General features: G+C 59.6%; 35 protein-coding genes. 4 read left to right on the forward strand and 31 right to left on the reverse strand.

Annotated elements, in window-relative coordinates; translation table 11 throughout:
• Nucleotides 1–20: 20 nt before the first annotated feature.
• From secY to ACR3XE_RS01990, 27 genes are all read right to left on the reverse strand, one after another.
• Nucleotides 21–1394, reverse strand: coding sequence for a preprotein translocase subunit SecY (gene secY / locus ACR3XE_RS01860; RefSeq protein ID WP_473699272.1), 1374 nt, complete (start codon nucleotides 1392–1394; stop codon nucleotides 21–23).
• A gap of 148 nt (nucleotides 1395–1542) precedes the next feature.
• The gene (gene rplO / locus ACR3XE_RS01865; protein WP_473699271.1) at nucleotides 1543–2067 is read right to left on the reverse strand and encodes a 50S ribosomal protein L15; all 525 of its coding nucleotides are present in this window, start codon (nucleotides 2065–2067) and stop codon (nucleotides 1543–1545) included.
• A gap of 55 nt (nucleotides 2068–2122) precedes the next feature.
• Entirely contained in the window at nucleotides 2123–2308 is a 186-nt protein-coding gene (gene rpmD / locus ACR3XE_RS01870; protein ID WP_473699270.1) for a 50S ribosomal protein L30, read from the reverse strand.
• A 4-nt stretch (nucleotides 2309–2312) separates the two neighbouring features.
• A complete protein-coding gene (gene rpsE, locus ACR3XE_RS01875) occupies nucleotides 2313–3035 on the reverse strand; it encodes a 30S ribosomal protein S5 (protein WP_473700266.1) in 723 nt (240 codons plus the stop codon).
• Between the two features lie 2 nt (nucleotides 3036–3037).
• Nucleotides 3038–3391, reverse strand: coding sequence for a 50S ribosomal protein L18 (gene rplR / locus ACR3XE_RS01880; RefSeq protein WP_473699269.1), 354 nt, complete (start codon nucleotides 3389–3391; stop codon nucleotides 3038–3040).
• A 3-nt stretch (nucleotides 3392–3394) separates the two neighbouring features.
• The gene (gene rplF, locus ACR3XE_RS01885) at nucleotides 3395–3928 is read right to left on the reverse strand and encodes a 50S ribosomal protein L6 (protein ID WP_473699268.1); all 534 of its coding nucleotides are present in this window, start codon (nucleotides 3926–3928) and stop codon (nucleotides 3395–3397) included.
• Nucleotides 3929–3930: 2 nt separating this feature from the next.
• The gene (gene rpsH / locus ACR3XE_RS01890) at nucleotides 3931–4335 is read right to left on the reverse strand and encodes a 30S ribosomal protein S8 (RefSeq protein ID WP_473699267.1); all 405 of its coding nucleotides are present in this window, start codon (nucleotides 4333–4335) and stop codon (nucleotides 3931–3933) included.
• Nucleotides 4336–4347: 12 nt separating this feature from the next.
• Nucleotides 4348–4653, reverse strand: coding sequence for a 30S ribosomal protein S14 (rpsN, locus tag ACR3XE_RS01895; protein ID WP_473699266.1), 306 nt, complete (start codon nucleotides 4651–4653; stop codon nucleotides 4348–4350).
• Nucleotides 4654–4706: 53 nt separating this feature from the next.
• Nucleotides 4707–5285 (reverse strand): 50S ribosomal protein L5, encoded by a 579-nt coding sequence (rplE, locus tag ACR3XE_RS01900; RefSeq protein ID WP_473699265.1) that lies wholly within the window; start codon nucleotides 5283–5285, stop codon nucleotides 4707–4709.
• Entirely contained in the window at nucleotides 5278–5601 is a 324-nt protein-coding gene (rplX, locus tag ACR3XE_RS01905; protein ID WP_473699264.1) for a 50S ribosomal protein L24, read from the reverse strand. Before rplX ends, rplE begins: the two co-directional genes overlap by 8 nt.
• Nucleotides 5602–5603: 2 nt before the next feature.
• Complete coding sequence (rplN, locus tag ACR3XE_RS01910) at nucleotides 5604–5972, reverse strand: 50S ribosomal protein L14 (RefSeq protein ID WP_473699263.1); 369 nt, start codon at nucleotides 5970–5972, stop codon at nucleotides 5604–5606.
• 60 nt (nucleotides 5973–6032) lie between these two features.
• Complete coding sequence (rpsQ, locus tag ACR3XE_RS01915) at nucleotides 6033–6326, reverse strand: 30S ribosomal protein S17 (RefSeq protein ID WP_473699262.1); 294 nt, start codon at nucleotides 6324–6326, stop codon at nucleotides 6033–6035.
• Nucleotides 6327–6336: 10 nt separating this feature from the next.
• A complete protein-coding gene (gene rpmC, locus ACR3XE_RS01920) occupies nucleotides 6337–6540 on the reverse strand; it encodes a 50S ribosomal protein L29 (RefSeq protein WP_473699261.1) in 204 nt (67 codons plus the stop codon).
• A gap of 4 nt (nucleotides 6541–6544) precedes the next feature.
• Nucleotides 6545–6976, reverse strand: a complete 432-nt coding sequence (gene rplP / locus ACR3XE_RS01925) for a 50S ribosomal protein L16 (protein ID WP_473699260.1) — start codon at nucleotides 6974–6976, stop codon at nucleotides 6545–6547.
• An 11-nt stretch (nucleotides 6977–6987) separates the two neighbouring features.
• Nucleotides 6988–7695 (reverse strand): 30S ribosomal protein S3, encoded by a 708-nt coding sequence (gene rpsC / locus ACR3XE_RS01930; protein ID WP_473699259.1) that lies wholly within the window; start codon nucleotides 7693–7695, stop codon nucleotides 6988–6990.
• A gap of 1 nt (nucleotide 7696) precedes the next feature.
• Nucleotides 7697–8077: a 50S ribosomal protein L22 gene (gene rplV / locus ACR3XE_RS01935; protein WP_473699258.1), complete on the reverse strand. Its 381-nt coding sequence runs from the start codon at nucleotides 8075–8077 to the stop codon at nucleotides 7697–7699.
• A complete protein-coding gene (gene rpsS / locus ACR3XE_RS01940; RefSeq protein WP_473699257.1) occupies nucleotides 8077–8352 on the reverse strand; it encodes a 30S ribosomal protein S19 in 276 nt (91 codons plus the stop codon). The genes rplV and rpsS overlap by 1 nt, the downstream gene beginning before the upstream one ends.
• A 3-nt stretch (nucleotides 8353–8355) precedes the next feature.
• The gene (rplB, locus tag ACR3XE_RS01945) at nucleotides 8356–9192 is read right to left on the reverse strand and encodes a 50S ribosomal protein L2 (RefSeq protein ID WP_473699256.1); all 837 of its coding nucleotides are present in this window, start codon (nucleotides 9190–9192) and stop codon (nucleotides 8356–8358) included.
• A gap of 22 nt (nucleotides 9193–9214) precedes the next feature.
• Entirely contained in the window at nucleotides 9215–9523 is a 309-nt protein-coding gene (locus tag ACR3XE_RS01950; RefSeq protein WP_473699255.1) for a 50S ribosomal protein L23, read from the reverse strand.
• A complete protein-coding gene (rplD, locus tag ACR3XE_RS01955; RefSeq protein WP_473699254.1) occupies nucleotides 9516–10142 on the reverse strand; it encodes a 50S ribosomal protein L4 in 627 nt (208 codons plus the stop codon). Before rplD ends, ACR3XE_RS01950 begins: the two co-directional genes overlap by 8 nt.
• A gap of 2 nt (nucleotides 10143–10144) precedes the next feature.
• Nucleotides 10145–10921, reverse strand: coding sequence for a 50S ribosomal protein L3 (gene rplC, locus ACR3XE_RS01960; RefSeq protein ID WP_473699253.1), 777 nt, complete (start codon nucleotides 10919–10921; stop codon nucleotides 10145–10147).
• A 277-nt stretch (nucleotides 10922–11198) separates the two neighbouring features.
• Nucleotides 11199–11510, reverse strand: a complete 312-nt coding sequence (gene rpsJ, locus ACR3XE_RS01965) for a 30S ribosomal protein S10 (RefSeq protein ID WP_011543089.1) — start codon at nucleotides 11508–11510, stop codon at nucleotides 11199–11201.
• 148 nt (nucleotides 11511–11658) lie between these two features.
• Nucleotides 11659–12849, reverse strand: a complete 1191-nt coding sequence (gene tuf / locus ACR3XE_RS01970; RefSeq protein ID WP_473699252.1) for an elongation factor Tu — start codon at nucleotides 12847–12849, stop codon at nucleotides 11659–11661.
• A gap of 174 nt (nucleotides 12850–13023) precedes the next feature.
• Nucleotides 13024–15096 carry an elongation factor G gene (gene fusA, locus ACR3XE_RS01975; protein WP_486185877.1) on the reverse strand — a complete coding sequence of 691 codons (2073 nt, stop codon included), beginning with the start codon at nucleotides 15094–15096 and terminating at the stop codon, nucleotides 13024–13026.
• Nucleotides 15097–15156: 60 nt separating this feature from the next.
• Entirely contained in the window at nucleotides 15157–15627 is a 471-nt protein-coding gene (rpsG, locus tag ACR3XE_RS01980) for a 30S ribosomal protein S7 (RefSeq protein WP_473699251.1), read from the reverse strand.
• A gap of 77 nt (nucleotides 15628–15704) precedes the next feature.
• A complete protein-coding gene (gene rpsL, locus ACR3XE_RS01985) occupies nucleotides 15705–16076 on the reverse strand; it encodes a 30S ribosomal protein S12 (protein WP_089216050.1) in 372 nt (123 codons plus the stop codon).
• A gap of 292 nt (nucleotides 16077–16368) precedes the next feature.
• Nucleotides 16369–18804, reverse strand: a complete 2436-nt coding sequence (locus ACR3XE_RS01990) for a S8 family peptidase (protein WP_473699250.1) — start codon at nucleotides 18802–18804, stop codon at nucleotides 16369–16371.
• Nucleotides 18805–18956: 152 nt separating this feature from the next.
• On the opposite strand from ACR3XE_RS01990, the gene ACR3XE_RS01995 reads away from it, so the two are divergent.
• From ACR3XE_RS01995 to ACR3XE_RS02005, 3 genes are all read left to right on the forward strand, one after another.
• Nucleotides 18957–19637: a pyrimidine 5'-nucleotidase gene (locus tag ACR3XE_RS01995; RefSeq protein WP_473699249.1), complete on the forward strand. Its 681-nt coding sequence runs from the start codon at nucleotides 18957–18959 to the stop codon at nucleotides 19635–19637.
• A complete protein-coding gene (dapD, locus tag ACR3XE_RS02000) occupies nucleotides 19634–20476 on the forward strand; it encodes a 2,3,4,5-tetrahydropyridine-2,6-dicarboxylate N-succinyltransferase (RefSeq protein ID WP_473699248.1) in 843 nt (280 codons plus the stop codon). The genes ACR3XE_RS01995 and dapD overlap by 4 nt, the downstream gene beginning before the upstream one ends.
• A 156-nt stretch (nucleotides 20477–20632) precedes the next feature.
• Nucleotides 20633–22729, forward strand: coding sequence for a TonB-dependent receptor plug domain-containing protein (locus ACR3XE_RS02005; protein WP_473699247.1), 2097 nt, complete (start codon nucleotides 20633–20635; stop codon nucleotides 22727–22729).
• Between the two features lie 13 nt (nucleotides 22730–22742).
• On the opposite strand, the gene gpmA is transcribed toward ACR3XE_RS02005, so the two are convergent.
• A complete protein-coding gene (gene gpmA, locus ACR3XE_RS02010) occupies nucleotides 22743–23429 on the reverse strand; it encodes a 2,3-diphosphoglycerate-dependent phosphoglycerate mutase (protein ID WP_486185878.1) in 687 nt (228 codons plus the stop codon).
• Nucleotides 23430–23641: 212 nt separating this feature from the next.
• Between gpmA and ACR3XE_RS02015 the strand changes: the two genes are divergently transcribed.
• Nucleotides 23642–24100 carry an Hsp20 family protein gene (locus ACR3XE_RS02015; RefSeq protein ID WP_473699246.1) on the forward strand — a complete coding sequence of 153 codons (459 nt, stop codon included), beginning with the start codon at nucleotides 23642–23644 and terminating at the stop codon, nucleotides 24098–24100.
• Nucleotides 24101–24150: 50 nt separating this feature from the next.
• Here the strand turns inward: ACR3XE_RS02015 and ACR3XE_RS02020 are convergent, their stop codons facing one another.
• From ACR3XE_RS02020 to ACR3XE_RS02030, 3 genes are read right to left on the reverse strand one after another with little or no spacing between them, the layout of a single operon-like run.
• Nucleotides 24151–24618 (reverse strand): GNAT family N-acetyltransferase, encoded by a 468-nt coding sequence (locus ACR3XE_RS02020; protein ID WP_473699245.1) that lies wholly within the window; start codon nucleotides 24616–24618, stop codon nucleotides 24151–24153.
• Nucleotides 24615–25736: a M14 family metallopeptidase gene (locus ACR3XE_RS02025; protein WP_473699244.1), complete on the reverse strand. Its 1122-nt coding sequence runs from the start codon at nucleotides 25734–25736 to the stop codon at nucleotides 24615–24617. Before ACR3XE_RS02025 ends, ACR3XE_RS02020 begins: the two co-directional genes overlap by 4 nt.
• The gene (locus ACR3XE_RS02030) at nucleotides 25733–26371 is read right to left on the reverse strand and encodes a DUF4136 domain-containing protein (protein WP_473699243.1); all 639 of its coding nucleotides are present in this window, start codon (nucleotides 26369–26371) and stop codon (nucleotides 25733–25735) included. The genes ACR3XE_RS02025 and ACR3XE_RS02030 overlap by 4 nt, the downstream gene beginning before the upstream one ends.
• Nucleotides 26372–26404: the final 33 nt, after the last annotated feature.

Here is a 26404-nt window from a genome sequence, read left to right on the forward strand (position 1 = left end):
TGCCGGTCGGTAAAGGGTCGTCAGCGTCGGGCGACGCCACCCTTCAACTTCGCCTTTTTGATCAGATCACCATATTGATGCGCGAGCATATGGCTTTGGATCTGGGTGATCGTGTCGATGGTCACATTGACGATGATGAGCAGGCTGGTGCCGCCGAGACGGAAAGGCAGGCCAGACTGCGCGATGAAATATTCGGGAACCAGACAGATCAGCGCCAGATAGATCGCGCCGATCACGGTGATGCGTGTGAGCACATGGTCAAGATAGGTGGCGGTATTTTTGCCCGGACGGATGCCCGGAATAAAGCCGTTCTGGCGCTTAAGATTGTCGGCCGTTTCCTCGGGGTTGAACACAACTGCGACATAGAAAAAGCAGAAGAAGATGATGCCCGCGCCATAGAGCGCCATATAGAGCGGCTGGCCATGCGCGAGATATTGGTTGAGTGAGATCAGGAAATCGCCCCACGCCGATTCACCCGACACGCGATTGCCCAGCATCTGGGTCACGGTCAGCGGCATCAACAGCAGCGACGAGGCAAAGATCGGCGGAATCACGCCTGCAGTATTGACCTTGAGCGGCAGATGGCTGCGGTCGGCCTGCATCCCGCCGCGCTGGGTCGCGCGCTTGGGATATTGCACCAGCACGCGGCGCTGGGCGCGCTCCATAAAGCTGATGAAAGCAATGATCGCAATCGCACCGGCAAAGACCGCGACAACCACACCGCCGCCCATTGATCCTTCGCGAACCTGGGTGAACATCTGGGCAAAGCTGCGCGGCAATTGCGCGAGAATGCCCGCCATGATGATCAGCGATACGCCGTTGCCGATGCCGCGGCTGGTGACCTGTTCGCCAAGCCACATCAGGAACAGCGTGCCGCCAACGATGCTGATAACCGCCGCGATACGGAACATCATGCCGGGGTCAACCACAGCGCCAATACCCTGGCTCTGCCCCAATGTTTCAAGACCGACGGCGATGAAATAGCCCTGGATGGCGGTCAGGAAAACCGTGCCATAGCGCGTATATTGGTTGAGTTTCTTGCGCCCGCTTTCGCCCTCTTTCTTGAGAGCGGCGAGGCTGGGGGACAGGGCCGAAGCGAGCTGAACGACGATCGACGCGGTAATATAGGGCATGACGCCCAGCGCGATGATGCTCATCCGTTCAAGGCTGCCGCCCGAAAATGTGTTGAAAATGTCGAGGATGCCGCCCGAAGCGGTCTGGCTGTAAAGTCGTGCCAAAGCCACTGGATCGACACCCGGCAACGGCACAAACGATAGAAAGCGGAAAACGATTAGCGCGCCAATGGTAAACCAGATGCGGCGCTTCAGCTCGGTCGCTTTACCGAACTTCGAAAAATTGAGACTCGATGCAAGCTGATCGGCGCGTGAGGCCATGATGATCTTTCCTCGGTGGCGGCCGCGCCCCCGGCGACCCGGCGTCTATGTGCGTTCGCGCAGGCCCAAGTGCAAGGGGAAAGGCCTAAATATGCCAGAAATCCGACGCGCGGCGGGCCGGCACAACACCGACACGCCGCCGCACCGATTATTTCTTGGCGGCTGCTTCTGCCTTACGCTTGGCTTTTTTGCCCTCGACCACGGCTTTGGGTTCGGGCAGTTCGACCTTACCACCAGCCTTTTCGACCGCCGTAATCGCGCCCTTGGACGCGCCAGCCACAGCAAAGCTGGCCTTGGCGGTCAATTCACCCTTGGCGAGGAGGCGAACGCCGTCCTTGCCGCCACGGGCCAGACCAACGGCCTTAAGCGCCGCATGATCGATGACCTTTTTGGCATCAAGTTTTTTGGCATCGATCAGTTTCTGGATCATGCCCAAGTTGACGATGGCAAAATCCTTGCCGAAAATATTGTTAAAGCCGCGCTTTGGAATACGCATGTGAAGCGGCATCTGGCCGCCTTCGAAGCCGTTGATAGCCACACCGCCGCGCGATTTCTGACCCTTTTGGCCACGACCGGCGGTTTTGCCTTTGCCCGAACCGATGCCGCGTCCGACGCGCATCCGGCCCTTGCGGGCGCCATCATTGTCACGAATTTCGTTCAGTTTAATCGTCATTGCACTCGCTTTCGCTTTGTTCGCGCTAGTAAAATATGGGAGTTGATCGGCGCCTTTAGCTGTCGATCACTTCCACCATGTGCGGAAGTTTACGGATCATGCCGCGCACTTCCGGTGTGTCGACCAGTTCGACCTCACGATGCATCTTGCCGAGGCCAAGCCCGGTCAGAATGGCACGCTGGCTCTTGGGACGACGGATCGGCGAACCGATCTGGCGAATCTTGATTTTCTTGTCAGCCATTTGCTTACTCCGTCACCGCAGCCGCTTCGGCCTCGGCAGCGCGGTCGGATGCACCGCCACGCTTGATCAGGTCCGAAACCTTTTTGCCGCGACGCTGTGCCACCGACTTGGGGCTGGTCTGTTCGCCCAGCGCCTCAAAGGTCGCGCGGATCATGTTATAGGGGTTCGACGTGCCGTTCGATTTGGTCACCACATCGGCAACACCCAGGCTTTCGAACACGGCGCGCATCGGGCCACCAGCGATGATGCCGGTACCGGCGGGAGCCGAACGCAGCGTCACCTTGCCAGCACCGAATTCGCCGAGACCGTCATGGTGCAGGGTGCGACCATCGCGCAGCGGAACGCGAATCATCGCCTTCTTTGCTGCTGCGGTTGCCTTCTGGATGGCTTCGGGCACTTCGCGTGCCTTGCCGTGGCCGAAACCGGCGCGGCCCTTGCCGTCACCGACAACAACCAGCGCGGCAAAGCCAAAGCGCTTACCACCCTTGACCGTTTTCGAGACGCGGTTGATGTGGACGAGCTTTTCAATCAGCTCTTCGCCGCCATCATCATCACGCTGGCGATTGTCACGGCGGCCACGGCCACCATCACGTCCGCCACGACCGCCATCGCGGCCGCCACGACCGCGACGCGGCGGAGCCGTGTTCTCGGTTGCTGCAGGGGCTGCAGGAGTTGCGGGGGCTGCCTCGGGGGCGCCTTCGGCGGGTTTCTGAACTTCGTCTGCCATCATCAAAACTCCAATCCGCCTTCGCGTGCGGCTTCGGCCAGCGCTTTGATGCGCCCGTGGAACAGGAAGCCGCCACGGTCGAACACGACCTGCGTCACGCCCGCCTTTTTGGCGGCAGCGGCGAGGCGCTTGCCAACGTCAGCCGCAGCAGCGGCCGTCGCGCCAGCCTTGCCGCGCACATCCTTGTCCAGCGTCGAAGCGGCGGCGAGCGTTTGCCCGGCGGCGTCATCAATAAGCTGGGCATAAATATGCCGACCAGAACGGTGCACCGAAAGCCGCGGACGGCCTGCAGCGCGTTGCCGCAAAGCGGTACGAACCCGCTGACGACGTTTTTGAAAGGTGGTAAGATGTGCCATGGCTTACTTCTTCTTGCCTTCTTTGCGGAAGATGTACTCGCCGCGATATTTGATGCCCTTGCCCTTATAGGGTTCAGGCTTGCGCCAGCGACGGATTTCCGCCGCGACCTGGCCGACTTGCTGCTTGTTGATGCCGCTGATCTCGATCGTCGTATTGTCCGGCGTCTTGATATCGATGCCATCGGGAATGGGGAAATCAACATCATGGCTAAAGCCAAGCTGAAGCTTCAGCATCTTGCCCTGCGAATTGGCACGATAGCCAACGCCGTTGATTTCCAGCACCTTGGTAAAGCCTTCGGTCACGCCCGTGATCAAATTCTGTACCAACGTCCGCTGCATACCCCAAAAGGCGCGGGCGGCTTTGCTGTCATTCGCGGGCTGGACCGAAATCTCGCCTTCCTTGACTTCATAGGCGATATCCTCGGCAAGCTGGAGAGCCAGCGTGCCTTTGGGACCCTTGACCGACAGCTCACCGCTTTCGATCGCGGCGGTAACGCCGCTGGGGATCGCCACTACTTTCTTGCCAATACGTGACATGATCAGAATACCTCCGCCAGCACTTCGCCGCCGACATTATTCTCGCGGGCCTCGGCGTCCGACAGGACGCCGCGCGGGGTCGACACAATCGTGATGCCCAGGCCGTTGCGCACGATCGGCAATTCTTTCGAAGCCGAATAGATGCGGCGGCCAGGTTTCGAGACGCGGGCCACATGCTGAATGGCCGGCTGGCCTTCGAAATATTTCAGCTCGATGCGGATGCCCTTGTGCTGACCGCGATTGCCCAGCGCTTCTTCGCTGTAACCACGGATATAGCCTTCGCGCTGAAGCACATCGAGCACGCGGACACGCAGGGTCGAGGCCGGCGTCAAAACGCTGTCCTTCTTGGCCTGCTGGCCGTTACGGATGCGGGTGAGCATATCACCCAGAGGATCGGTCATTGCCATCTTGCGTATTCCTTACCAGCTCGACTTCACAACGCCGGGGATCAGGCCTTTGTTGGCCAGATCGCGCAGCTGAATGCGGCACAGCCGGAATTTGCGATAATATGCGCGCGGACGTCCGGTCATCTCGCAACGATTGCGGATGCGGGTCGGGTTTCCGTTGCGCGGGATTTCCGCCATCTTGAGGCGCGCGATCAGACGCTCGCCCTCGTCGAGCGACTTGTCGTTCGCCAGTTGCTTCAACTTCGCATAACGGCCGGCATATTTCTTCACCAGCTTCTTGCGACGTTCATTTTTGTTCACTGAACTCAGTTTCGCCATGACTTAAGTTCTCTTTCCTCTGGTTTGCACGGCCTGGTCCCTTTGCGGGGGAGTCAGGCGGCTGCCTTTTCTTCGACTTCGATCGGGAAGGGGAAGCCGAACAGCCGGAGCAGTTCAAGGGCTTCGTCATCCGTGCGAGCCGTGGTGGTCACGATTACATCCATGCCGCGCACCTGATCGATGCGGTCATAGTTGATTTCGGGGAAGATGATCTGTTCCTTCAGGCCCATGGCATAGTTGCCACGACCGTCGAAACTCGTCGCCGAAACCCCGCGAAAGTCGCGAATACGCGGCATCGCGATGGTGATCAGCCGATCAAGAAATTCATACATGCGTTCGCGGCGCAGGGTCACCTTGCAACCGATCGGCATACCTTCGCGCAGCTTGAAGCCGGCAATGGATTTCTTCGCCTTGGTAATCACCGGCTTTTGGCCCGCGATCAGCTCCATTTCGGAAGCAGCGACATCGACTTTCTTCTTGTCCTGCACCGCATCGCCAACGCCCATGTTCAGGACGATTTTTTCGATACGAGGCACTTCCATCGCATTTTTGTAGCCGAACTTCTCGGTCATCGCTTTCACGATCACCTCGTCATAGCGGCTCCGCATACGGGGGGTGTATTTATCAGCCATTGAGCGTCTCCCCGGACTTAACTGCCACACGGACTTTCTTGCCGTCCTTGCCGGTTTCAAAGCGCACGCGCGTCGCTTTACCCGATTTGGGATCAGCGATGGCGACCTTGCTGACATACAGCGGCGCTTCGGACCGTTCGAGGCCACCTTGCGGATTGGCCTGAGTCGGTTTTTTGTGGCGGGTGATGATATTGACACCAGCGACCACAACCTTGCCGTCTTTCGGCAGGCTCTGCGTCACTTCGCCCGTCTTGCCCTTGTCCTTGCCGGACAGGATGACGACGGTGTCGCCTTTTTTGATTTTTGCCATACCCATGATTACAGCACCTCCGGTGCCAGGCTGATAATCTTCATGAAACCGCGACCGCGCAGTTCGCGCACGACCGGGCCAAAGATGCGCGTGCCAATTGGCTCTTCGCTCTTGTTGACGAGAACAGCGGCATTGGTGTCAAAGCGGATGACCGAACCATCGGCGCGGCGCACATCCTTACGGGTGCGAACGATGACGGCGCGATGCACGTCACCCTTTTTGACCTTGCCGCGCGGTTGCGCTTCCTTGATCGACACGACGATGACATCGCCGACGCCAGCAACACGGCGCTTCGACCCGCCCAGCACCTTGATGCACTGGACGCGCTTGGCACCGCTGTTGTCAGCGACTTCCAATTGTGACTGCATCTGGATCATCGATGCACTTCCTTCTTCTTTGGCCTATCGGGCAACCCCGACGGTTCCGTGAAACTTGTGTCAGGCCTCGGCGGCGGCAGGAGCCGCTGCTGGGGCTGCGGTAGCTGGCTTGCTGTGGGTGTCGACCTTGTCGAGCACTTTCCAGGTTTTCAGCTTGGAGATCGGTTTCGTTTCTTCGATGCGAACCGTTTCCCCTGCCTTGAACGAATTATCTTCGTCATGGGCATGATATTTCTTCGAGCGACGGATGATCTTGCCATAGAGCGGGTGCTTAACCTTCCGCTCGACCTTCACCACGACAGTCTTGTCGCCCTTGTCGGACACCACCGTGCCAGTCAGAATGCGCTTTGGCATGACAGCCTCCTTATTTCGCGGCCGAGCGCACGCGCTCGGTCTGCTGCGTCTTGATGCGGGCGATCGAACGCCGCACTTCTTTGACGCGTGATGCTTTTTCCATCTGGCCGGTCGCCGCCTGGAAACGCAGGTTGAATGCTTCGCGCTTCAATTCGCCAAGCTGTTCGGCGAGCTGGTCGTCGGTCTTGGTTTTGAAATCTTCGGTCTTGGACATGACCTCAACCCTCCAGATGCGAGGTGTCGCCGAGACGGGCAACAACCTTGGTCTTGATCGGCAGCTTCATCGCAGCGCGTTCGAACGCCAGCGCGGCCACGGGGCCGGGAACGCCGTCGAGTTCAAACAAAATGCGACCCGGTTTGACCCGCGCGGCCCAGAATTCCGGCGCGCCCTTGCCTTTACCCATGCGGACTTCGGCAGGTTTCGACGACACGGGAACGTCGGGGAAGATACGGATCCACAAACGGCCCTGACGCTTGATGGCGCGGCTGATCGCGCGGCGGGCCGCTTCGATCTGACGAGCGGTAATCCGCTCGGGTTCCATCGCCTTCAGCCCATAAGAGCCAAAGTTCAGGTCGGTTCCGCCCTTGGCGAGCCCATGGATGCGGCCTTTGAAAGCCTTGCGGAACTTGGTTTTTTTCGGTTGCAACATGTCAGCAGTCCTTAGCGGCGGTCATCGCGCGCCGGGCGCACGCCCGACGTTTGCGCGTCCAGCATCAAACGATCGGTTGCCATCGGGTCATGACCCAGAATCTCGCCCTTGAAGATCCACACCTTGATTCCGCAAACACCATAAGCGGTGTGGGCAGTGCCTTCGGCATAGTCGACATTGGCGCGCAGCGTGTGCAGCGGAACCCGGCCTTCGCGATACCATTCGGTGCGCGCGATTTCGGCACCGCCAAGGCGGCCCGCACAGTTGATCCGGATGCCCTCGGCGCCCAGACGCATCGCCGATTGTACGGCGCGCTTCATGGCGCGGCGGAAAGCAACGCGGCGTTCGAGCTGATCAGCAATGCCTTGCGCGACGAGCTTGGCGTCGACTTCGGGCTTGCGGATTTCGACGATGTTCAGCGACACGTCGCTGTCCGTCATCGCACCCAGTTGCTTGCGAAGCTTTTCAATGTCCGCACCCTTTTTGCCGATGATGACACCGGGGCGTGCAGCATAAACCGAAACGCGGCACAATTTGGCCGGACGCTCGATAACGACCTTGGAGATCGCTGCCTGCGGAAGCTGTTTGAAGATGAAGTTGCGGATCTTCAGATCCTCGACCAGCATACGGCCATAGTCCTGCCCTTCGGCGAACCAGCGGCTGTCCCAGGTGCGGTTGACCTGCAGACGCAGACCGATCGGATTGCTCTTCTGACCCATCTTACGCCTCTTCTTCTTGTTCTTGCACGACGATGCGGATGCGGCTGAACGGCTTGACGATCCGGGTCGACTTGCCGCGACCACGGGCGTGCCAGCGCTTCATCGAAAGCGACTTGCCGACGCTCGCTTCCTTGATGACCAGCGCATCAACGTCGAGGTTATGGTTGTTTTCCGCATTGGCGATCGCGCTTGCGAGCACCTTGCGGACGTCAACGGCCATCGCCTTCGTCGAGAAAGAGAGGACGTTCATCGCGTCTTCGACCTTGCGGCCGCGGATCAGCGCGGCAACGAGGCCCAGCTTTTGAGCCGAACCGCGAATCTGCGTGCCGACCGACAGCGCCTCATTATCTGCAACGCGACGGGGGGATTTTGCCTTGCCCATTACCGTTTGCCCTTCTTGTCAGACGCATGGCCGGGGAAGAAGCGCGTCGGCGCAAATTCGCCGAGCTTCATGCCGACCATATCTTCGTTCACCGACACCGGCACAAATTTGCGGCCGTTATAGACGTTGAAGGTCAGCCCCACGAACTGAGGCAAAATGGTGGAGCGACGCGACCAGGTTTTGATCGGTGTGTTCTTGGCACCGTCCTGCGCCGTTTCTGCTTTCTTGAGCAGATGCAGGTCCACGAAAGGACCTTTCCAGATCGAGCGAGCCATGGCTTACCTCTTCTTCTTGGCGTGACGCGACCGGATGATCATCTTGTCGGTCGATTTGTTCGAGCGGGTACGAGCACCCTTGGTCGGCTTGCCCCATGGCGTCACCGGATGGCGACCGCCCGAGGTCCGGCCTTCACCACCGCCGTGCGGGTGATCGACCGGGTTCTTTGCAACACCACGCGTCAGCGGGCGTTTGCCCGCCCAGCGGTTGCGACCGGCTTTCGCCAGATTCTGGTTGCCATTGTCGGGGTTCGACACAGCGCCCACCGTGCCCATGCAATCGCCGCGGATGTAGCGTTGCTCACCCGAGTTCAAGCGGACGATGACAAGACCACGGTCACGGCCAACAACCTGTGCATAGGTGCCGGCGGCGCGAGCGATCTGACCACCCTTGCCGGGCTTCATCTCGATGTTGTGAACGATCGTACCCACCGGCATCTGCGACAGTTCCATCGCATTGCCCGGCTTTACGTCGGTCTTTTTGGCGGCCAGCACCGTGTCGCCAACCGCAAGGCGCTGCGGTGCGAGGATATAGGTGCGGGTGCCGTCTTCATAAGCCAGAAGCGCAATGAAGGCGGTGCGGTTGGGGTCATATTCCAAACGCTCGACCGTGGCGGGCATATCCCATTTACGACGTTTGAAGTCGATCATGCGATAGCTTTGCTTGTGACCACCACCGATACCGCGCGACGTCACATGACCCTTGTGGTTACGGCCACCGGTCTTGTTCTTGCCTTCGGTCAGACCCTTGACGGGCTTGCCCTTCCACAGGCTGGACCGATCAACAAGGATCAGGCCGCGTTGTGCGGGGCTGGTCGGATTATAGGATTTGAGTGCCATTTTTTTCTGCCTTCCCTGACCGTCAGACGCCTGAGGTCACGTCTATCGACTGGCCTTCGGCCAGACGGACGATCGCCTTTTTGACATCGCTACGGGTGTAGGGCTTGCCCTTCCAACGCTTGGTCTTGCCCTTGGTGTTCAGCGTGTTGACGCTCACCACCTTGACATTGAACAGCGCCTCGACGGCGGCCTTGATGGCGGGCTTGGTTGCGTCGTTCGCAACCCGAAACACCACCGCGTTATTTTCGCTGAGCAGGGTCGATTTTTCAGTGATCACTGGTGCCAGGACCACGTCATAATGCCGTGCATCTACGGTTGTTGCCTTAGCCATTGAAGCGTGCCTCCAGCTTTTCGACCGCTGCGCGGGTCAGGACCAGCGTGTCGGCGCGCAAAATGTCATAGACGTTGGCGCCCATCGCCGGCATCGCGTTGATACCGATGAGGTTGGCCGACGCCATCGCGAAGCTTTCGTGCACCGCATCGCCGTCGATAAACAGCGCGCGACTACCAAGCTCCAGCTTGTCGAGCTTGCCGGCCAGTGCCTTGGTTTTGGCATCCTTGAGTTCGAACGAGTCGAGAACAACAATCTTGCCGCCCTTGGCTTTGTCCGACAGAGCCATTTTCAGGCCCAGCGTGCGGATCTTTTTGTTCAGCGAGTGGCCGAAGACACGAGCCCGCGGGCCATGTGCCTTACCGCCGCCGATAAAGATCGGGGCTGCACGATCACCGTGACGGGCCGTACCGCCACCTTTTTGATTACCGAACTTCTTGCCGGTGCGGGCAACATCGCTGCGCTCGCGTGCGGCGCGAGCCGGAGCGCGACGCTTTTCAAGCTGCCAGCTGACAACACGGTGCAGAATGTCGGCGCGCGGGTCGACACCGAAAACATCATCGCTGAGCGTGATGTCTGCGCCGGCCTTGCCGTCGATGGATTGAACCTTGACCTTCATGATCAGGACTCCTGTGCGCCGTCGGTGGTGGCTGCATCGACCACGGTTTCTTCAACCGGGGTATCCGCAGGCGCATCCGCCGGGGCTTCTTGATTGGCGTTGGCCGCGCTCTTGACGCTGCCCGGATAGGGAGCCTCCGGATGACGCGGCAGCTTGACTGCATCGCGAACCATCAGCCAGCCACCCTTCGACCCGGGAACCGATCCCTTGACGAAGATAAGGCCGCGCTCGACGTCGGTGCGGACGATTTCCAGATTTTGCTGGGTGCGATTGCGTGCGCCCATATGGCCGGCCATCTTCTTGTTCTTGAAGACGCGACCCGGATCCTGACGGTTACCGGTCGAACCATGGGCACGGTGACTGATCGAAACGCCGTGGGTTGCGCGCATACCGCCGAAACCCCAACGCTTCATCGCGCCGGCAAAGCCCTTGCCCTGCGTCACGCCCTGGATATCGACGATCTGGCCGGCGACGAAATGGTCAGCCGAAAGCTCTGCGCCGACGTCCAGCGTGGCGTCATCGGACACGCGGAATTCAACCAGCTTGGCTTTGAGCTCAACTTCGGCCTTGCCAAAAACGCCGCGCTGCGGCTTGGCGACATTCTTCGCCTTCGCAGTGCCAGCACCCAATTGGACGGCCACATAGCCATCACGTTCTTTGTCGCGCACGGAAACGACCTGACAGCCTTCGAGGCTCAGCACGGTGACCGGCACATGCCGTCCATCGTCCTGAAACAGGCGGGTCATCCCCATTTTTTTCGCGATCACGCCAGTCCGCATGATCAAACTCCTCACAGAGGCCGGGCGGACCATTCCGCGCGGCGTGCCAGCCCAAATTGTGATGCATCGCCCCGTCCGGGCTGAGGTGCCACCATCCCGAAGGAGCAGTGGCGAGACGGGGGACGCAGCCCGGTCGTACATGCCTCCCGAAGGAAGCAACCGGCGGTATCGCCCTCTTGTTCGTCATTCCGGGTCTAACCGGAATTGGTCGGCACCGAAGCACCTTGACGACAGAGGCCCCCGCCTGCGCGGGGGCTGCGCTCTCCTAATCTGACGATTAGGCGAGCTTGATTTCTACGTTCACGCCCGCGGCAAGATCGAGCTTCATCAGCGCGTCAACCGTCTGCGGGGTGGGCTGCACGATATCGAGCAACCGCTTGTGGGTGCGAACTTCAAACTGCTCGCGCGACTTTTTGTCGATGTGCGGGCCGCGGTTCACGGTGAATTTTTCAATGCGCGTCGGCAGCGGGATTGGGCCGCGGATCAAAGCACCCGTGCGACGCGCCGTATCGGCGATGTCGGTGGTGGCCTGATCGAGCACACGATGGTCGAAGGCCTTAAGGCGAATGCGGATGTTCTGCGTTTCCATGACTATTCCAGTCGAATCCCGTCTGACAATGCGAAAGAGCCGAAATGGACCGACCCGGATTTCCTGATGGAAGCCGGAACGACCATTAAAACTTCAAAAAACTGCGAGCCGCGCGAATCAGTCTGACCCGTGCGGCTCGCGGCCTATATTACTTTGTGATCGAAGCCACAACCCCTGCGCCGACCGTGCGGCCACCTTCGCGAATTGCGAAGCGCAGACCCTGGTCCATGGCGATCGGAGCGATGAGTTTGACCGACAGCTGAACGTTGTCGCCCGGCATAACCATTTCCGTGCCCTCGGGCAGGATAACTTCGCCGGTGACGTCCGTCGTGCGGAAGTAGAATTGCGGACGATAGTTCGCAAAGAACGGCGTATGACGGCCGCCCTCGTCCTTCGACAGGACATAAACTTCCGAGGTGAACTCGGTGTGCGGGGTGATCGAACCCGGCTTGGCCAGAACCTGGCCACGCTCGACTTCTTCACGACCAACACCGCGGATCAGCGCGCCGATGTTGTCGCCAGCTTCGCCCTGATCGAGCAGCTTGCGGAACATTTCAACGCCGGTCACGACGGTCTTCTTGGTGTCCTTGATGCCGACGATTTCGACTTCTTCACCGACCTTGACTACACCGGTTTCAACGCGACCGGTCACAACCGTACCACGACCCGAGATCGAGAAAACGTCTTCGATCGGCATCAGGAAGGGCTTGTCGAGCGGACGCTCCGGCTGCGGGATCCAGCTGTCGACAGCTTCCATCAGCTTCAGAATGGCTTCCGAACCGATTTCAGGGGTCTTGCCTTCGAGGGCAGCGAGAGCCGAACCGGCGATGATGGGGATGTTATCGCCATCATAATCACGCTTCGAAAGTTCTTCACGGATTTCCAGCTCAACCAGTTCGAGCAGTTCGGGATCGTCCAGCTGGTCAACCTTGTTCAGAAATACGACCATGTTCGGAACGCCGACCTGCTTGGCGAGCAGGATGTGCTCTTTGGTCTGCGGCATCGGGCCGTCAGCAGCCGACACCACGAGGATCGCGCCGTCCATCTGCGCCGCGCCGGTGATCATGTTCTTCACATAGTCGGCGTGTCCCGGGCAATCGACGTGCGCATAGTGGCGTGCAGCGGTTTCATATTCGACGTGCGCCGTCGAAATGGTGATGCCGCGCTCGCGCTCTTCGGGAGCCTTGTCGATGTTTGCGAAATCAACAGCGGTACCGCCCGACGTTTCGGCGAGCACCTTGGTGATCGCTGCGGTCAGCGAGGTCTTGCCATGGTCGACGTGACCGATGGTTCCGATGTTGCAGTGCGGCTTGTTCCGCTCAAATTTTGCCTTGGCCATGATATTAACCCTTGTCCTTCGTCTGGCGTGTTCAATTGCTCAGATATTACTCAGTCGGTACGACCGCCTGCTGAAACAGGCGCCGCCCTTAATCGGCTTTGATGAAGAGGGCAAGCCCCACAGGGCGAAACTCTGTTCCGACGACGCCGAAACTTGTCTCGCTCGGTATGACTCTTATGCCATCTTCGCTTTCACTTCTTCGGCGACGCTCGTCGGCACTTCTTCATAATGCGAGAATTGCATCGAATAATTGGCGCGCCCCTGGCTGAAGCTGCGCAGCTGATTCACATAACCGAACATGTTGGCCAGCGGCACAATTGCTTCGACGATCTGGGCATTGCCCCGACTGTCCGTGCCCTGAATCTGGCCGCGACGGCTGTTCAGATCGCCGATAACGTCACCCATGAAATCCTCGGGCGTCGTCACTTCGACCTTCATCACCGGCTCAAGCAGCTTGATGCCGGCCTTGGCCGCCACTTCGCGCATCGCTGCACGACCCGCGATTTCGAACGCCAGTGCCGACGAATCGACGTCATGATAAGCGCCGTCCGTCAGCTTGATCTCGAAATCGATGATCGGGAAGCCGATCATATGACCATTGTCAGCCGAGTCGCGCATACCCTTTTCAACCGACGGGATATATTCGCGCGGAATATTACCGCCCTTGATCTCGTCGCTGAAAACAATGCCCGAACCCCGTTCGCCGGGCACAACCGTCACCTTGACGCGACCGAACTGGCCCGAGCCACCCGACTGCTTCTTGTGGGTGTAATCAACGTCAACGGCCTTGGCGAGCGATTCGCGATACGCCACCTGCGGCGCACCGACATTGGCCTCGACCTTGAATTCGCGTTTCATGCGATCGACGAGAATGTCGAGGTGAAGCTCGCCCATGCCCTTGATGATCGTCTGACCCGATTCATGATCAGTCGACACGCGGAAGCTGGGATCTTCGGCGGCCAGACGGTTGAGCGCAATGCCCATCCGTTCCTGGTCGGCCTTGGTCTTGGGCTCAACGCTCAACTCGATCACCGGATCAGGGAAGACCATGCGTTCAAGGATGATCGGCGCGCTCGACGCGCACAGCGTGTCACCCGTCGTCGTTTCCTTAAGACCCGCCAGCGCCACGATGTCGCCCGCAAAGGCTTCATCAATGTCTTCGCGGCTGTTGGCATGCATCAACAACATGCGGCCAATCTTTTCCTTCTTGTCCTTGACCGAGTTCAAATAGGTGCCCTTGGTCAGGGTGCCCGAATAGATGCGGGCAAAGGTCAAGCTGCCGACGAACGGATCATTCATGATCTTGAAAGCCAGAAGCGAAAGCGGAGCATCGTCCTTGGGCGGACGCGAATCCTTGGTTTCGCCGTCAAGCTTCAGGCCTTCGACGTCAGGAATGTCGAGCGGCGACGGCATATAGTCGACCACCGCGTCGAGCAGCGGCTGAACGCCCTTGTTCTTGAACGCCGAGCCACAGCAGACGGGGACGAACGCATGGTTCAGCGTGCCCTTGCGGATCAAACGCTTCAACGTCGCCACATCAGGCTCTTCACCGCCCAGATAGGCTTCCATCACATCATCGTCTTGCTCGACAGCCATTTCGATGAGGTTGGTGCGATATTCAGCGGCTTTGTCGACGAGGTCGGCCGGAATATCTTCGTAAAAGAATTCGGCGCCCAGCGCTTCATTCTTCCAGATGATGGCGCGGTTGTTCACCAGATCGACGAGACCCAGCAGGTCTGCCTCGATCCCGATCGGGATATAGAGCACGGCCGGGCGCGCACCCAGACGATCGATGATCGACTGAACGCAATATTCGAAATTCGCACCGGTGCGGTCGAGCTTGTTGATGAAGCACATCCGCGGCACGCCATAACGGTCGGCCTGCCGCCACACGGTTTCGGACTGCGGCTCAACGCCGGCAACGCCATCAAAACAGGCGACCGCGCCATCGAGCACGCGCAACGAACGTTCGACTTCGATAGTGAAGTCAACGTGCCCGGGGGTGTCGATGATGTTGATCCGGTGATCGTCCCAGAAGCAAGTCGTCGCAGCCGACGTGATCGTGATGCCGCGCTCTTGCTCTTGCTCCATCCAGTCCATCGTCGCGGCGCCGTCATGGACTTCGCCGATCTTGTAGGACTTGCCGGTGTAATAAAGAATGCGCTCGGTGGTCGTGGTCTTACCGGCGTCGATGTGCGCCATAATCCCAATGTTGCGATATTTGTCGAGCGGATGGCTGCGTGCCATGTCAGATTCCTTAGTGCTGGAGGGAGGCCGGCTGGGCCTCCCTCGATATCGGAAGAAAAGTTACCAGCGATAATGCGAGAAGGCGCGGTTGGCTTCGGCCATCCGGTGCGTATCTTCACGCTTCTTCACTGCATTGCCGCGATTGTTCGACGCATCGAGCAACTCACCCGACAGGCGCGCGGCCATCGTCGTTTCGCTGCGGTTGCGCGCAGCGGTGATCAGCCAGCGAATGGCGAGGGCCTGCGCACGATCGGGGCGAACCTCGACCGGCACCTGATAGGTCGCACCACCGACGCGGCGGCTGCGCACTTCGATGTTCGGGCGGATATTCGCAAGCGCTTCATGAAAGACCGATACCGGTTCTTTCTTGGCGCGGGCTTCAACCGATTCCAAAGCACCATAAACGATGCCTTCGGCGGTCGATTTCTTTCCGTCCAGCATGACGCTGTTCATGAATTTTGACAGCACGATATCACCGAAACGGGGATCCGGCAGGATTTCGCGACGTTCAGGACGACGACGACGAGCCATAGATAATTCCTCTTACAACAGCATCCCGGCGCATGAGCGACCTGGGATGATCAATTTCACCAGAAAAAGCGGCGGCCTTACTTCGGACGCTTGGCGCCGTACTTCGAACGGCTCTGCTTGCGGTCCTTCACACCCTGTGTATCGAGCACGCCGCGCAGGACGTGATAGCGCACACCGGGAAGATCGCGGACACGACCGCCACGGATCAGCACGACGCTATGTTCCTGGAGGTTGTGGCCTTCGCCGGGGATGTAGGAAATGACTTCGCGCGCGTTGGTCAGGCGGACCTTGGCCACTTTGCGCAATGCCGAGTTCGGCTTTTTCGGGGTCGTCGTATAGACACGGGTGCAAACGCCACGCTTTTGCGGGTTTGCCTCCATCGCCGGAACCTTGGACTTCGCCTTTTGCGGAGTCCGGCCCTTGCGGACCAGCTGGTTGATCGTGGGCATGAATGCTTCACCTTAAAATGTTCGCCCATCAAAGCGAACGGTTACTCTACCGCGGTGGATGCAGCACCGCCCATTCCTTGCGAAAAACCGCAGAAAAGGGCGACCTTGTAACAGCAAAAGACCCCGGTTGATCCCATTCGACCCCCGGAGGCTCCATCCGCGCCAGCAATGTTCAAGCGCTGTTGTAACCAAAAGCGGCGGCAAAGCCCCGTTTCCGGTCGAGCGGGCCACTACGCGTGATTCCCGTCCCGGTCAAGGGCCGGGTAATTTTCTAACAAAAGAATCTTGGCGACTAAAACCCGAGGGTAAAGCGCACTGCACCGCCAATATCGGCAGGCAGGGCAGCGATATGACCCGGATCGCGTCGCCACCAGCTGTTCGCGGTCAGATCGCCGCCGAAAAGCGGGACAAGATAGCTCGCCTCGAGCGCCAGTTCGCGCCCGGTGGGTGACAGATTATACGTGCGCGTGCCAAATTCGGCGGTGCCGCTGGCCGCATCATAGGCAATCGGCAAAGAGAGGCCGAGGCCGCCGGAGCTGACCCGCAATGGCTGTGACAAACGCAGCACGGCGCGATCATCGGCACGCAAGACACCCCATTTACTCGCATCAATCGAAAAGGCGTTCGAGGTGAGTTGCCCGCCAGCGACCAGTCCGGCGCGGTCGGGGCGCGTCCACATCTGGCGCCATGCTGCCGCCAATCGCCAGCCATGCGGCAGGTCGGTACGGATGCTGGCGTCGGCCACTAAGCTTGTTGCCCCGCCAGCACCAAACAACGCGCCGAGCCGCGCGCCGAGCAAGCTGTCCGATTCGCGAAGCCATGCCGCGCCGGCGGCCAGATGCGCGGGACCAACCGCGCCGTCCCAGCCCGCGCCGATCATTTGATAGCGGCTGTCGCGGCGATATTGCAGCCGTTGCACCGGATCTTCCTGCCACGCCGATCCGCCGACCCAGCCGCCCTCGGCGGTCAGGGTAATCGCCTGCCCCTTACCCAGATTATGGCGCAGCAGCGTGCCGAAACGCGGACTGGCGGCAATGCTTATGCCCTCGCCCGCCGAATCGCTGACCAACATGGCGGCCCCACGCTCACCGCGTTCGCCCGCGACCATGCCGCTGACACTACGGCCAGCGGCCAAACCGACGCGGGTATGCGCGTCGAGGCGGGTGATGACCGATGCGGCCAGCGTGCGGGCGCGGTCGGCATCGCGCGTTGTCAGGGCAGCAAGCGAGTCCGGAACCAGACTGGTCCGGCCGGGCGTCGATGTCAGCGATAGCGAAAGATCGCCGGTCGCAACCTGTTGCTGGCGGATGGTGCCGCTGAGCGCCGCGAACAATCGACGTTGCGGTCGCCGCTGGACCAGCGCGCGCGAGAAATCGACCGCAAAGGCGCGTCCAAATCCGTCGGTCACCAATCCAACGGTGCCGTCCGAAGACTGCGATCCAGCATCTCCCATCGGTCCGCCAAGGATGCCCAAGGGTTGATCAAGGCGCAGCGCCGTGCTTGTTCCGGCCAGCGACGTAGAGCCGACCGGCTGAAACGCGGCGGCAATATCCAATATGCCTTGGCCAAACACGGCATCGCTGCCCGTCGCACCGGCATCGCGGGCAGATTGATAGAGCAAGCTGACAATCTGCTGGCTCGACAAGGAGGGGAAAGCCTGCGCGAGCAAGGCCACTGCACCGGCAATCTGCGGCGCGGAAAAGCTTGTTCCGTTGAGCAGAAAGACAAAGGTGCCATCAGGGCGGGTTTCGGTTTTCAGCACGCCATTTTCATAGGCACAGCACACGCCTTCGCCGAGCGCGGACAGGAAGTTGGCGGAAAAGTTCCCTGCACGGTTGCTGAAGTCGGAGAATGTGCCGCTGTCATCGACCGAACCGGCAAGGATGACCAGATCACCACCGGCCTCTAACAGCCCTTGGCCAAAGGGTTCCGGGTTGGTCGGGTCATTTCCATTGGCGGTCGTGTCGCCTTCATTGCCTGCAGAAGCGACGATGATGACCCCCGCCGCAGTAGCGCGAGCAATCGCGGCGCGCAGCTGTGACCCCGGCGGATCCCCGCCGCCAAGCGAGAGATTAATCACCCGCACACCGGCAGCGACGGCGCGGTCAACGCCAGTGGCAATGGCATCCTCTGGAAAGCGACAACCGCTTTCATCATCATCGGGATCTTCGGTGGCGCAACTTCCCGGGCGGTCAGCGCGCAACACCAGAAAATCCGCCTCAAAGGCTATGCCAAATGTGCCTTTGTCGTCTTTTCCGCCGAGCAATATTTGCGCGACATTGGTGCCATGATCATCCTCTGCGTCGATGCCGCGAGCCCCTGCGACATCGGCTGATTGCGATGAAATGCGTCCGGCAAATTCCGGGCTATCGACATCGATTCCGCTGTCGATGACCGCCGCAAGAATGCCTTTGCCCGTCGCTCCAGCCTGATAAGCGGTGATCGCGCCATGATAATTGACCCCGTCCGAACGCCCCGTTTCGGCGGTCGTAAAGTCAAAACCTGTAGGCGGGGGCGGTGTCGGAGTTGGCGTTGGAGTCGGCGCTGGAGTTGGTGCTGGAGTTGGTGCTGGCGTGGGCGCGGGAGCGGGGGGCGGCGCAGCGATCGGGTTCGGCCTCGCCCCACCTCCGCCGCCGCAACCGGCGAGCGAGAGCACCGCAAGGCTCGCGCAACCGACCAGCCAAAGCCGTGATGATGCTCCACGCTTATCGTTGCCAAACTGATGCATGACCGCCCTCCCTTGTCCGCCATTACGCACGGGAGTTTCCCTGGCGCGCTTTAACGAAAGCATAGCGCGCAGCCTAAACGGAAACGCCTTGCCAAGCCGTGAATCAGTGCTGACGCCTTGTTCGTCGCCGGTCAAGCGGATAGGTCGCGGCTATGCCCCATCCCGAACTTGACCATATCGACTGTTGGATTTTTGATCTCGACAACACGCTTTATCCGCCAACAGCCGATCTGTTCGCGCTGATTGATGCGCGCATGGGAGCCTATATCATGCGCTTGCTGGGATGCGATGCCGTAGAGGCGCGGCGGGTCCAGAAGTGCTATTTTCACGACCATGGTACGACCATGGCGGGGTTGATGGCGCATCATGGCGTCGAGCCGGAAGATTTTCTGGTCGATGTTCATTCCATCAGCCTCGACCGGTTGCAGCCTTGCGCGCGGTTGCGCGAAGGGCTTGAACAGCTGCCGGGTCGGCGGCTGATCTTTACCAACGCCGATGCCGATTATGCCCAACGGGTGCTGGATGCCCGCGGGATCGGTGATTTGTTCGAGGGTATCTGCGACATTCGCGCCACCGGCTATACGCCCAAGCCTGACGCAGCGGCCTATGACAGGATGATCGCGCGCCATGACGTCGACCCGACCCGCAGCCTGTTTGTCGAGGATATGGCGCGCAACCTGACCCCTGCCAAAGCGCTGGGGATGACGACTCTGTGGCTGGACAACGGGTCCGAAAGTGGCCATCGCGACCACCAACCCGACAGGGTTGATTTTCGCGCGACCGACCTGACCGACTGGCTTGAAACATTAGCATTACCGATGAGGACCCTATGACCGCCGACTTGCAAGCCACCATTGATGCCGCATGGGATGCGCGTAACAGTTTGACGATCAACAGCAAGGGCGCCGAACGCGATGCCGTCGAGGCCGCGCTTGCCGGTCTGGATGATGGCAGCCTTCGCGTCGCAAGCCGCCAGCCCGACGGCTTGTGGCAGGTCAATCAATGGCTGAAAAAAGCGGTGCTCCTGTCCTTTCGCCTCAACGATATGACGCTGATCGAGGGTGGACCTGACGGCGCGCGCTGGTGGGACAAGGTCCCGTCCAAATTTACCAATTGGGGCGAGAATCGATTCCGCGAGGCCGGCTTTCGGGCCGTTCCCGGCGCGGTCGTCCGACAGGGCGCGCATATCGGCAAAGGCGCGGTGCTGATGCCCAGCTTTATCAACATCGGCGCGCGCGTCGGCGAAGGCACGATGGTCGATACCTGGGCCACCGTCGGCAGCTGCGCGCAGATTGGCGCCAATGTCCATCTGTCGGGCGGCGCTGGGATCGGCGGGGTGCTTGAACCCTTGCAAGCGGGTCCGGTGGTGATCGAAGACGGCGCTTTCATCGGCGCGCGGGCAGAGGTTGCCGAAGGCGTGATCGTGCGCGAGGGCGCGGTGCTGTCGATGGGCGTCTATCTGGGGTCCTCGACCAAGATCGTCGACCGTGCGACCGGCGAAATCTTCATGGGCGAAGTCCCGCCCTTTGCTGTGGTCGTTCCGGGTGCCATGCCCGGCAAGCCGCTGCCCGACGGCAGCCCCGGCCCGTCGCTTTATTGCGCGGTCATCGTCAAGCGCGTCGATGCACGAACGCGTGCCAAGACAGGAATCAACGAGTTGCTCCGCGACTGATTGGCACTTAGCCCCCTCTCTCTGACGCCCCCACCCTCTAGCAGCCCCGCGCGTTAATCTGTGCGAAGTTTCCGACGATGAGATCCTGACCATCGCCGCACCCGATTGACGTTACTGCTATACTGTAACATAGCAGTAACACACAAAGGGGTTTACATGAAGGATGTTACTATCGGGTCGTCGTTGGCCCTGGCCTTAATGCTGGCTATGCCAACAGCAACATGGGCGCAGGACGATGCCGGTGATGCGGCGTCCGCCACTGTGGCTTCGGACCAAATTGCGCAACGCTATACCCCCGCCGACTTCGCACAATTCTCTCCGCGCACCGCGCTCGACATGATAAAAAAAATCCCCGGATTCCAGATCGTTACCGACACCAATGGCGGTAATCGCGGCCTCGGTCAGGCCACACAAAATATACTGATCAATGGCGAACGCATCGCCAGTAAATCCACGAGTGCTAGCACCGCCTTGTCACGGGTCACGGCGGATCAGGTCGCCTATATCGACATTGTTGACGGAGCGAGCCTGAACGTCCCCGGGCTGACGGGGCAAGTCGCAAATGTCATTATGGTTGCCGGTGGCCACAGCGGTAAGTTCAAGACTACGATCCTGTGGAATCCGGATTTTCGGCCGCGGCTACCCGACAATTGGTTGAACGGAGAGATTTCCACGACGGGTAACCTGGGCGGCACCGATGTGACGATCAGCCTTCACACTGGCACGAACCGCAATGGCCATTGGGGGCCAGAGAAGGTGTTTGACGGCAATGGAGTCCTGCAATTCACCCGCGACGAATTTGCGCATTATTTTGGCGATCGGCCCCGAGTATCGACGGCGCTTTCGCGGACCACCGCCAATGGCAATAAATGGAATCTGAATCTCGGCGGCCAGCTGGTCCGTATTGATCAGGCAACCAGCGGATTGTCGGAACAACCCGGCGCTGGCACGGTACGCGAACGCTATGATTATAATGAGCATGAGTGGAATTATGACATTGGCGGCGATTATGAGCTGGGGCTGGGCAGCGGACGGTTGAAACTGATTGGCCTCCATGAGTTCGACGAACATAGCCCGACGGTCAGCCGCTTCGTCATTGATAGCGAAATCGGCGAACGCAGCGGGAACCGTTTCACCCGTGGCTCACGCGAAGCCGAATCGATCCTACGTGGAGAATATGGCTGGCGCACCAGCGGCGGCACCGACTGGCAAGTCGCGCTGGAAGGCGTCTATAACAGCCTCGACGTCGAGGCCGAACTCGCCGAATTACAGCCCGACGGCAGCTTCCTGCCCATCCTGTTCGGCGGGGAGCTAACCAAAGTGGAAGAAAAGCGAAGCGAGCTATCGCTGACCTGGGGCAGATCGCTTGCCAGCAATCTTTCGGCGCAGGTCAATTTGGGGGCCGAATATAGCGAGCTCAGTTCATCAGGGCCAAATGGACTCACGCGCCAATTTATCCGCCCCAAGGGCAAGGTCGCGCTCGCGTGGAAAGTCACGCCCAAAACGACGATCAATTTTTTTATCCAACGTCGCGTCGACCAGCTCGATTTTCTCGATTTTGCAAGCTCGGTCGATGTCGCAAACAATCAGGGCAATGGTGGCAATGCCAGACTGGTCCCGCCGATCGTCAACCGCACCGAACTGGAAGTCGTGCAAGATCTGGGCCGCTGGGGCCATGCGTCGATTGCCGTCGCCTATGCCTATGCGCAGGATCTGGTCGACCAGATTCCCCTGTCACCGACCACCGAAGGGCGCGGCAATTTGCCCGGCGCCAACCAGTATCGGCTGAGTTCAAAAGCGACCTTGCTGCTTGATCCGGCAGGGTGGAAGGGCGCGCGCATCGATAGCGACATCACTTTGCGCCGCAATCGCGTCCGCGACCCATTGACCGGACTATGGCGCAACCAAAGCTATGGGCAAAAATATCAAGTTGACCTCACTCTGCGAGACGACATTCCCGGCAGCCAGATCGCATGGGGAGTCAAATATTATGCCGAACAGTACAGCCCCGGAATACGCCTTGATTCCATCAATCATGAATTTTCTGTTGGCCCGTTCGTCACCCTGTTTATCGAACATAAAAATGTCGCCGGCTTCACGGTCAAGGCATCGTTTCAAAATCTCGCCGGGTCGAAAGATGCGCTGGACCGCACCGTCTTTGTCAATCGTCGTCTCGGCCCCGTGGCTTTCTCGGAAAGCCGACGGCGCAAATATGGTCAGTTGTTTGAACTGACGGTCAGCGGAACGCTTTAACCCGCTCGCCTGATTACCGGTCCTTCAAATAATAACGCTCACGCGCCGTCAGGTCGTCGGAAAGGTCATAGATGATCGGCTGTCCGGTCGGAATTTCCAGCCCGGTGATGTCGGCATCGCTGATCCCCGACAGATGCTTGACCAGCGCCCGCAGGCTGTTGCCATGCGCCGAGATCAGGATGGTTTTTCCGGCGCGCAATTCGGGCGCGATAGTCGCCTCATAATAGGGAAGGACACGCGCAATCGTGTCTTTCAGGCTTTCGGTGTTCGGAATCGCAATCCCGGCATAGCGCGGATCTTTTGACAGATTATAGGGCGAATCGGCGGCGAGCGGCGGCGGCGGCGTGTCAAAGCTGCGGCGCCAGATTTTGACCTGTTCGTCACCATGCTTGGCCGCCGTTTCGGCCTTGTCGAGTCCGGTCAGCCCGCCATAATGCCGCTCGTTCAAGCGCCAGTCCTTGGTCACCGGCAACCACAACCGCCCCATTTCCTCGAGCGCCAGATTGAGCGTCTTGATCGCGCGCGTCTGCACCGAAGTGAAGCAGGTATCAGGCGCCAAACCCTTGTCGCGCATCAACACACCGGCGGCGCGCGCCTCTTCGACACCCTTGGCGGTGACGTCGACATCCCACCATCCGGTGAAGCGGTTTTCGAGATTCCATTGCGACTGGCCGTGACGAAGAAGGATGAGCGTGGGCATGGTGGTCCTGTTGACTGGAGCGATAATGTTCGCCGTCCATAGCCTGATCCCGCCGCAGGGGCGAGAGGGCAGAGTCAGGAATACGATCGCTCTTGAATTCTGCCGGATACTCTCCAGATTTATACCATCCGGTCGCCAATTTCGGGACTGGATGGATGCGGCCCAACCGGGCGCATTCTGACGATAATTCGCTTCAATGGAAGGAATGACCCATGCGTAATAATTTTGACTGGACCCCCTATCGCCGCAGCACTGTCGGCTTTGACCGCCTGTTCGATTTTCTGGAGAACAGCGGCTCAGGGGCAGAAAACTACCCTCCTTTTGACATCGAGAAAATCGCCGACGAGCATTTCCGTATCACCCTTGCGGTGGCCGGATTCAAATCGGACGAAATCGACATCGTCGCGCAACAGAATATGCTGACCGTTTCCGGTCGCAAAGCGGAAACCGCCGACGGGGAAAGGCGGCAATTGCTGCATAGCGGCATTGCTACACGCGCCTTTGAACGCCGTTTTCAACTCGCCGACTTTGTCCGCGTTGCCGAGGCGGACCTCGCCGACGGCCTGTTGACCATCGATCTGGTGCGCGAAGTACCCGAAGCAATGAAGCCGCAGAAGATCGCGATTGGCGGCAAACAGCCGGTGATCGAAAGCAAGAAAAAGGCCGCCTGAACGGGCGCATGATGACGAGAGGAGGCGAGTCCCTTCGCCTCCTCTTCGGATCAGATCGGGCGCGTCATAAAGCGGCTGAAGACATCTTCACGATAATCACCGAACGGACCACAATCGACAAAGCCAAAGCGACGATACAGGCTGATCGCCGCCGCGAAAGTTTCTCCGGACCCGGTTTCAAGGCTGAGCCGCTCATATCCGCGTGCCCGTGCTACCCCAAAAATATGGTCGAGCATATGCGCCGCCACGCCGCGCCGTTGGAACGCATCGGCGGTTCGCATCGATTTGATTTCACCATGGCTTTGATCGAGCTGGTGCAGCGCCCCGCACCCTGCCAAATGACCGCTCTCTCGTATCGACCAAAAGCTTACGTCCGCGCCTTTGAGCCCGTCAAAATCCAGAAAATGGCAGCTTCCCGGCGGCGAGCTCGCCAGCATGGCATCGAAATGCTGTTGGAGCAGCCCGCGAATGTCGGCAGTCGACAGATCGTCAGCCGCAATCTGCCAACCGTCCGTCACAGAAATTCGTTGAGTATTTCGATGCAGGCGTGTGCGAGCAATTTGCTGCGTTCGGGGGACCAGCCCTGCACCGGATCGGGCAGTTCGCGATTGTCCTTGAACGGCATTTCCAGCGTCATCGACACGGCGCCAAATCGCTCGGCAAGCTGGGTTGTCGACATCGACAAATTCGCTTTGCCCAACGGCGTTTCTCCATAGCCGAGTTCGGTCTGAAAATCGGGAGTGCGCTCGGCCAACCGATCACGATAGGAAATAAAAGCTTTCAACTGGTCGGGCTTGACCGACGGGATTCCTTCGAATCCGGCCAGAAAGACGGCGGGAATGGCTTCGTCGCCATGGATATCCATCGCCCAATCAACGCCACTGTCGTCCATCGCATTACGCACGCACAGCACTTCGGGGCTACGCTCGGCGCTGGGATTGTCCCATTCGCGGTTGAGATTCACTCCGGCAAAATTGGTCCGCAAATGGCCGCGACACGACCCATCGGGATTCATATTGGGGACGATGTGAATGCGGCATTTTTGACGCAGCGCCCGCGCATGCGGATCGGCCGGGTCGGTCAGCTTTTCCAGTGCGCCTTCCATCCACCATTCGGCCATGCTCTCGCCCGGATGCTGGCGCGCATAAAGCCAAAGCTGGGTGTCGCCTTCGCCCATTTCGAGACAGTCGATCGGCTGCCCCTCCAGGCTATGCCCCAAACAGCGATAGGTCACGCCTTCGCATTCGGTGACCGAGGATACGAGGTCGTGATGCCGTTCCATTGAATAGGGAGCGAAGTATGCGAGCCACAAAATGGGCGATTCGGCGGTGTGGCGGATGGTCAGCGCGCCGCCATCCTGTTCCGGGTCATAGCTGGTATCGAGGCGGAACCAATGTTCGCGGTCGGTGCTGGCGCACACGGCATAGTCGGGCCAGCCGCCTGCAAAAGCCGAATCGGTCAGATCGGCGATGGTCAGCTCTAATCTGTCCCCGACCTCACAGCTTACGCGGAAGTGGAACCACTGATAGAAATCGGATTCCCGGTCTTTGCGGATCGACAGGCGGGCCTGTGTGCCCTTGATCCAGTCGACGACGATATTGCCGCTGTCAAAAGCGGCGTTGATGGTGATGCTCATGGGACGCTGATAGTGCGTCCCGATTCTCCAGGGAAGTCCTTGAATAAGGCTTCGGCCAATTTTGCTGCGGCGAGCGCTGGTTGTGCGGCAGGCGCCTTGTTCGGAACCGCGGTTTCGGCGCGGCCTTCCCACAAAGCCTGCCCGCTAGCGGCGTCATCGATTCGCACCATCAGCTTGATGTCGGTCATTTCGCGCGCGCCGCCACCCAAATTAATGCCGATGCCAAGACCGACACCCGACCGATAGCCGCCAGTGGAGCCGCCCACGCCCACAGAAACCGGCGAACGACCCCCGCCACGCACGCGCTCCACACGATGAAGGCCGATTCGAACACGCAGCGGCGCCGTCGCCGCACCACTATCGCTCGCTGCGACAAGCCCCTGCAATTGCAACTGACGTTCGATCGCGACCCGATAGCTGTCCCATTCCAGCTCGGAAGGAATAGCCTCGGTGCTGCTAGTCGTGTCGGCCAGCGGCGCAGCATCGACAACATAGGCCTTGCCAGCCGACCAGCCGTTTACGGCGTCGCTATGAAAACGGGTGACCGAGACCGGCGGAACCTGGGTCGCGCAGCCACCCAGTGCCAGAAATCCGACCGCGAGCGGTGCCACAAAGGCAGAAAAAATACGTGTCATTCGCGCATCATGCGGCAGAATTTCAGGCTTGGC

This window comes from Sphingopyxis sp. 10G20-10, from assembly GCF_057365075.1.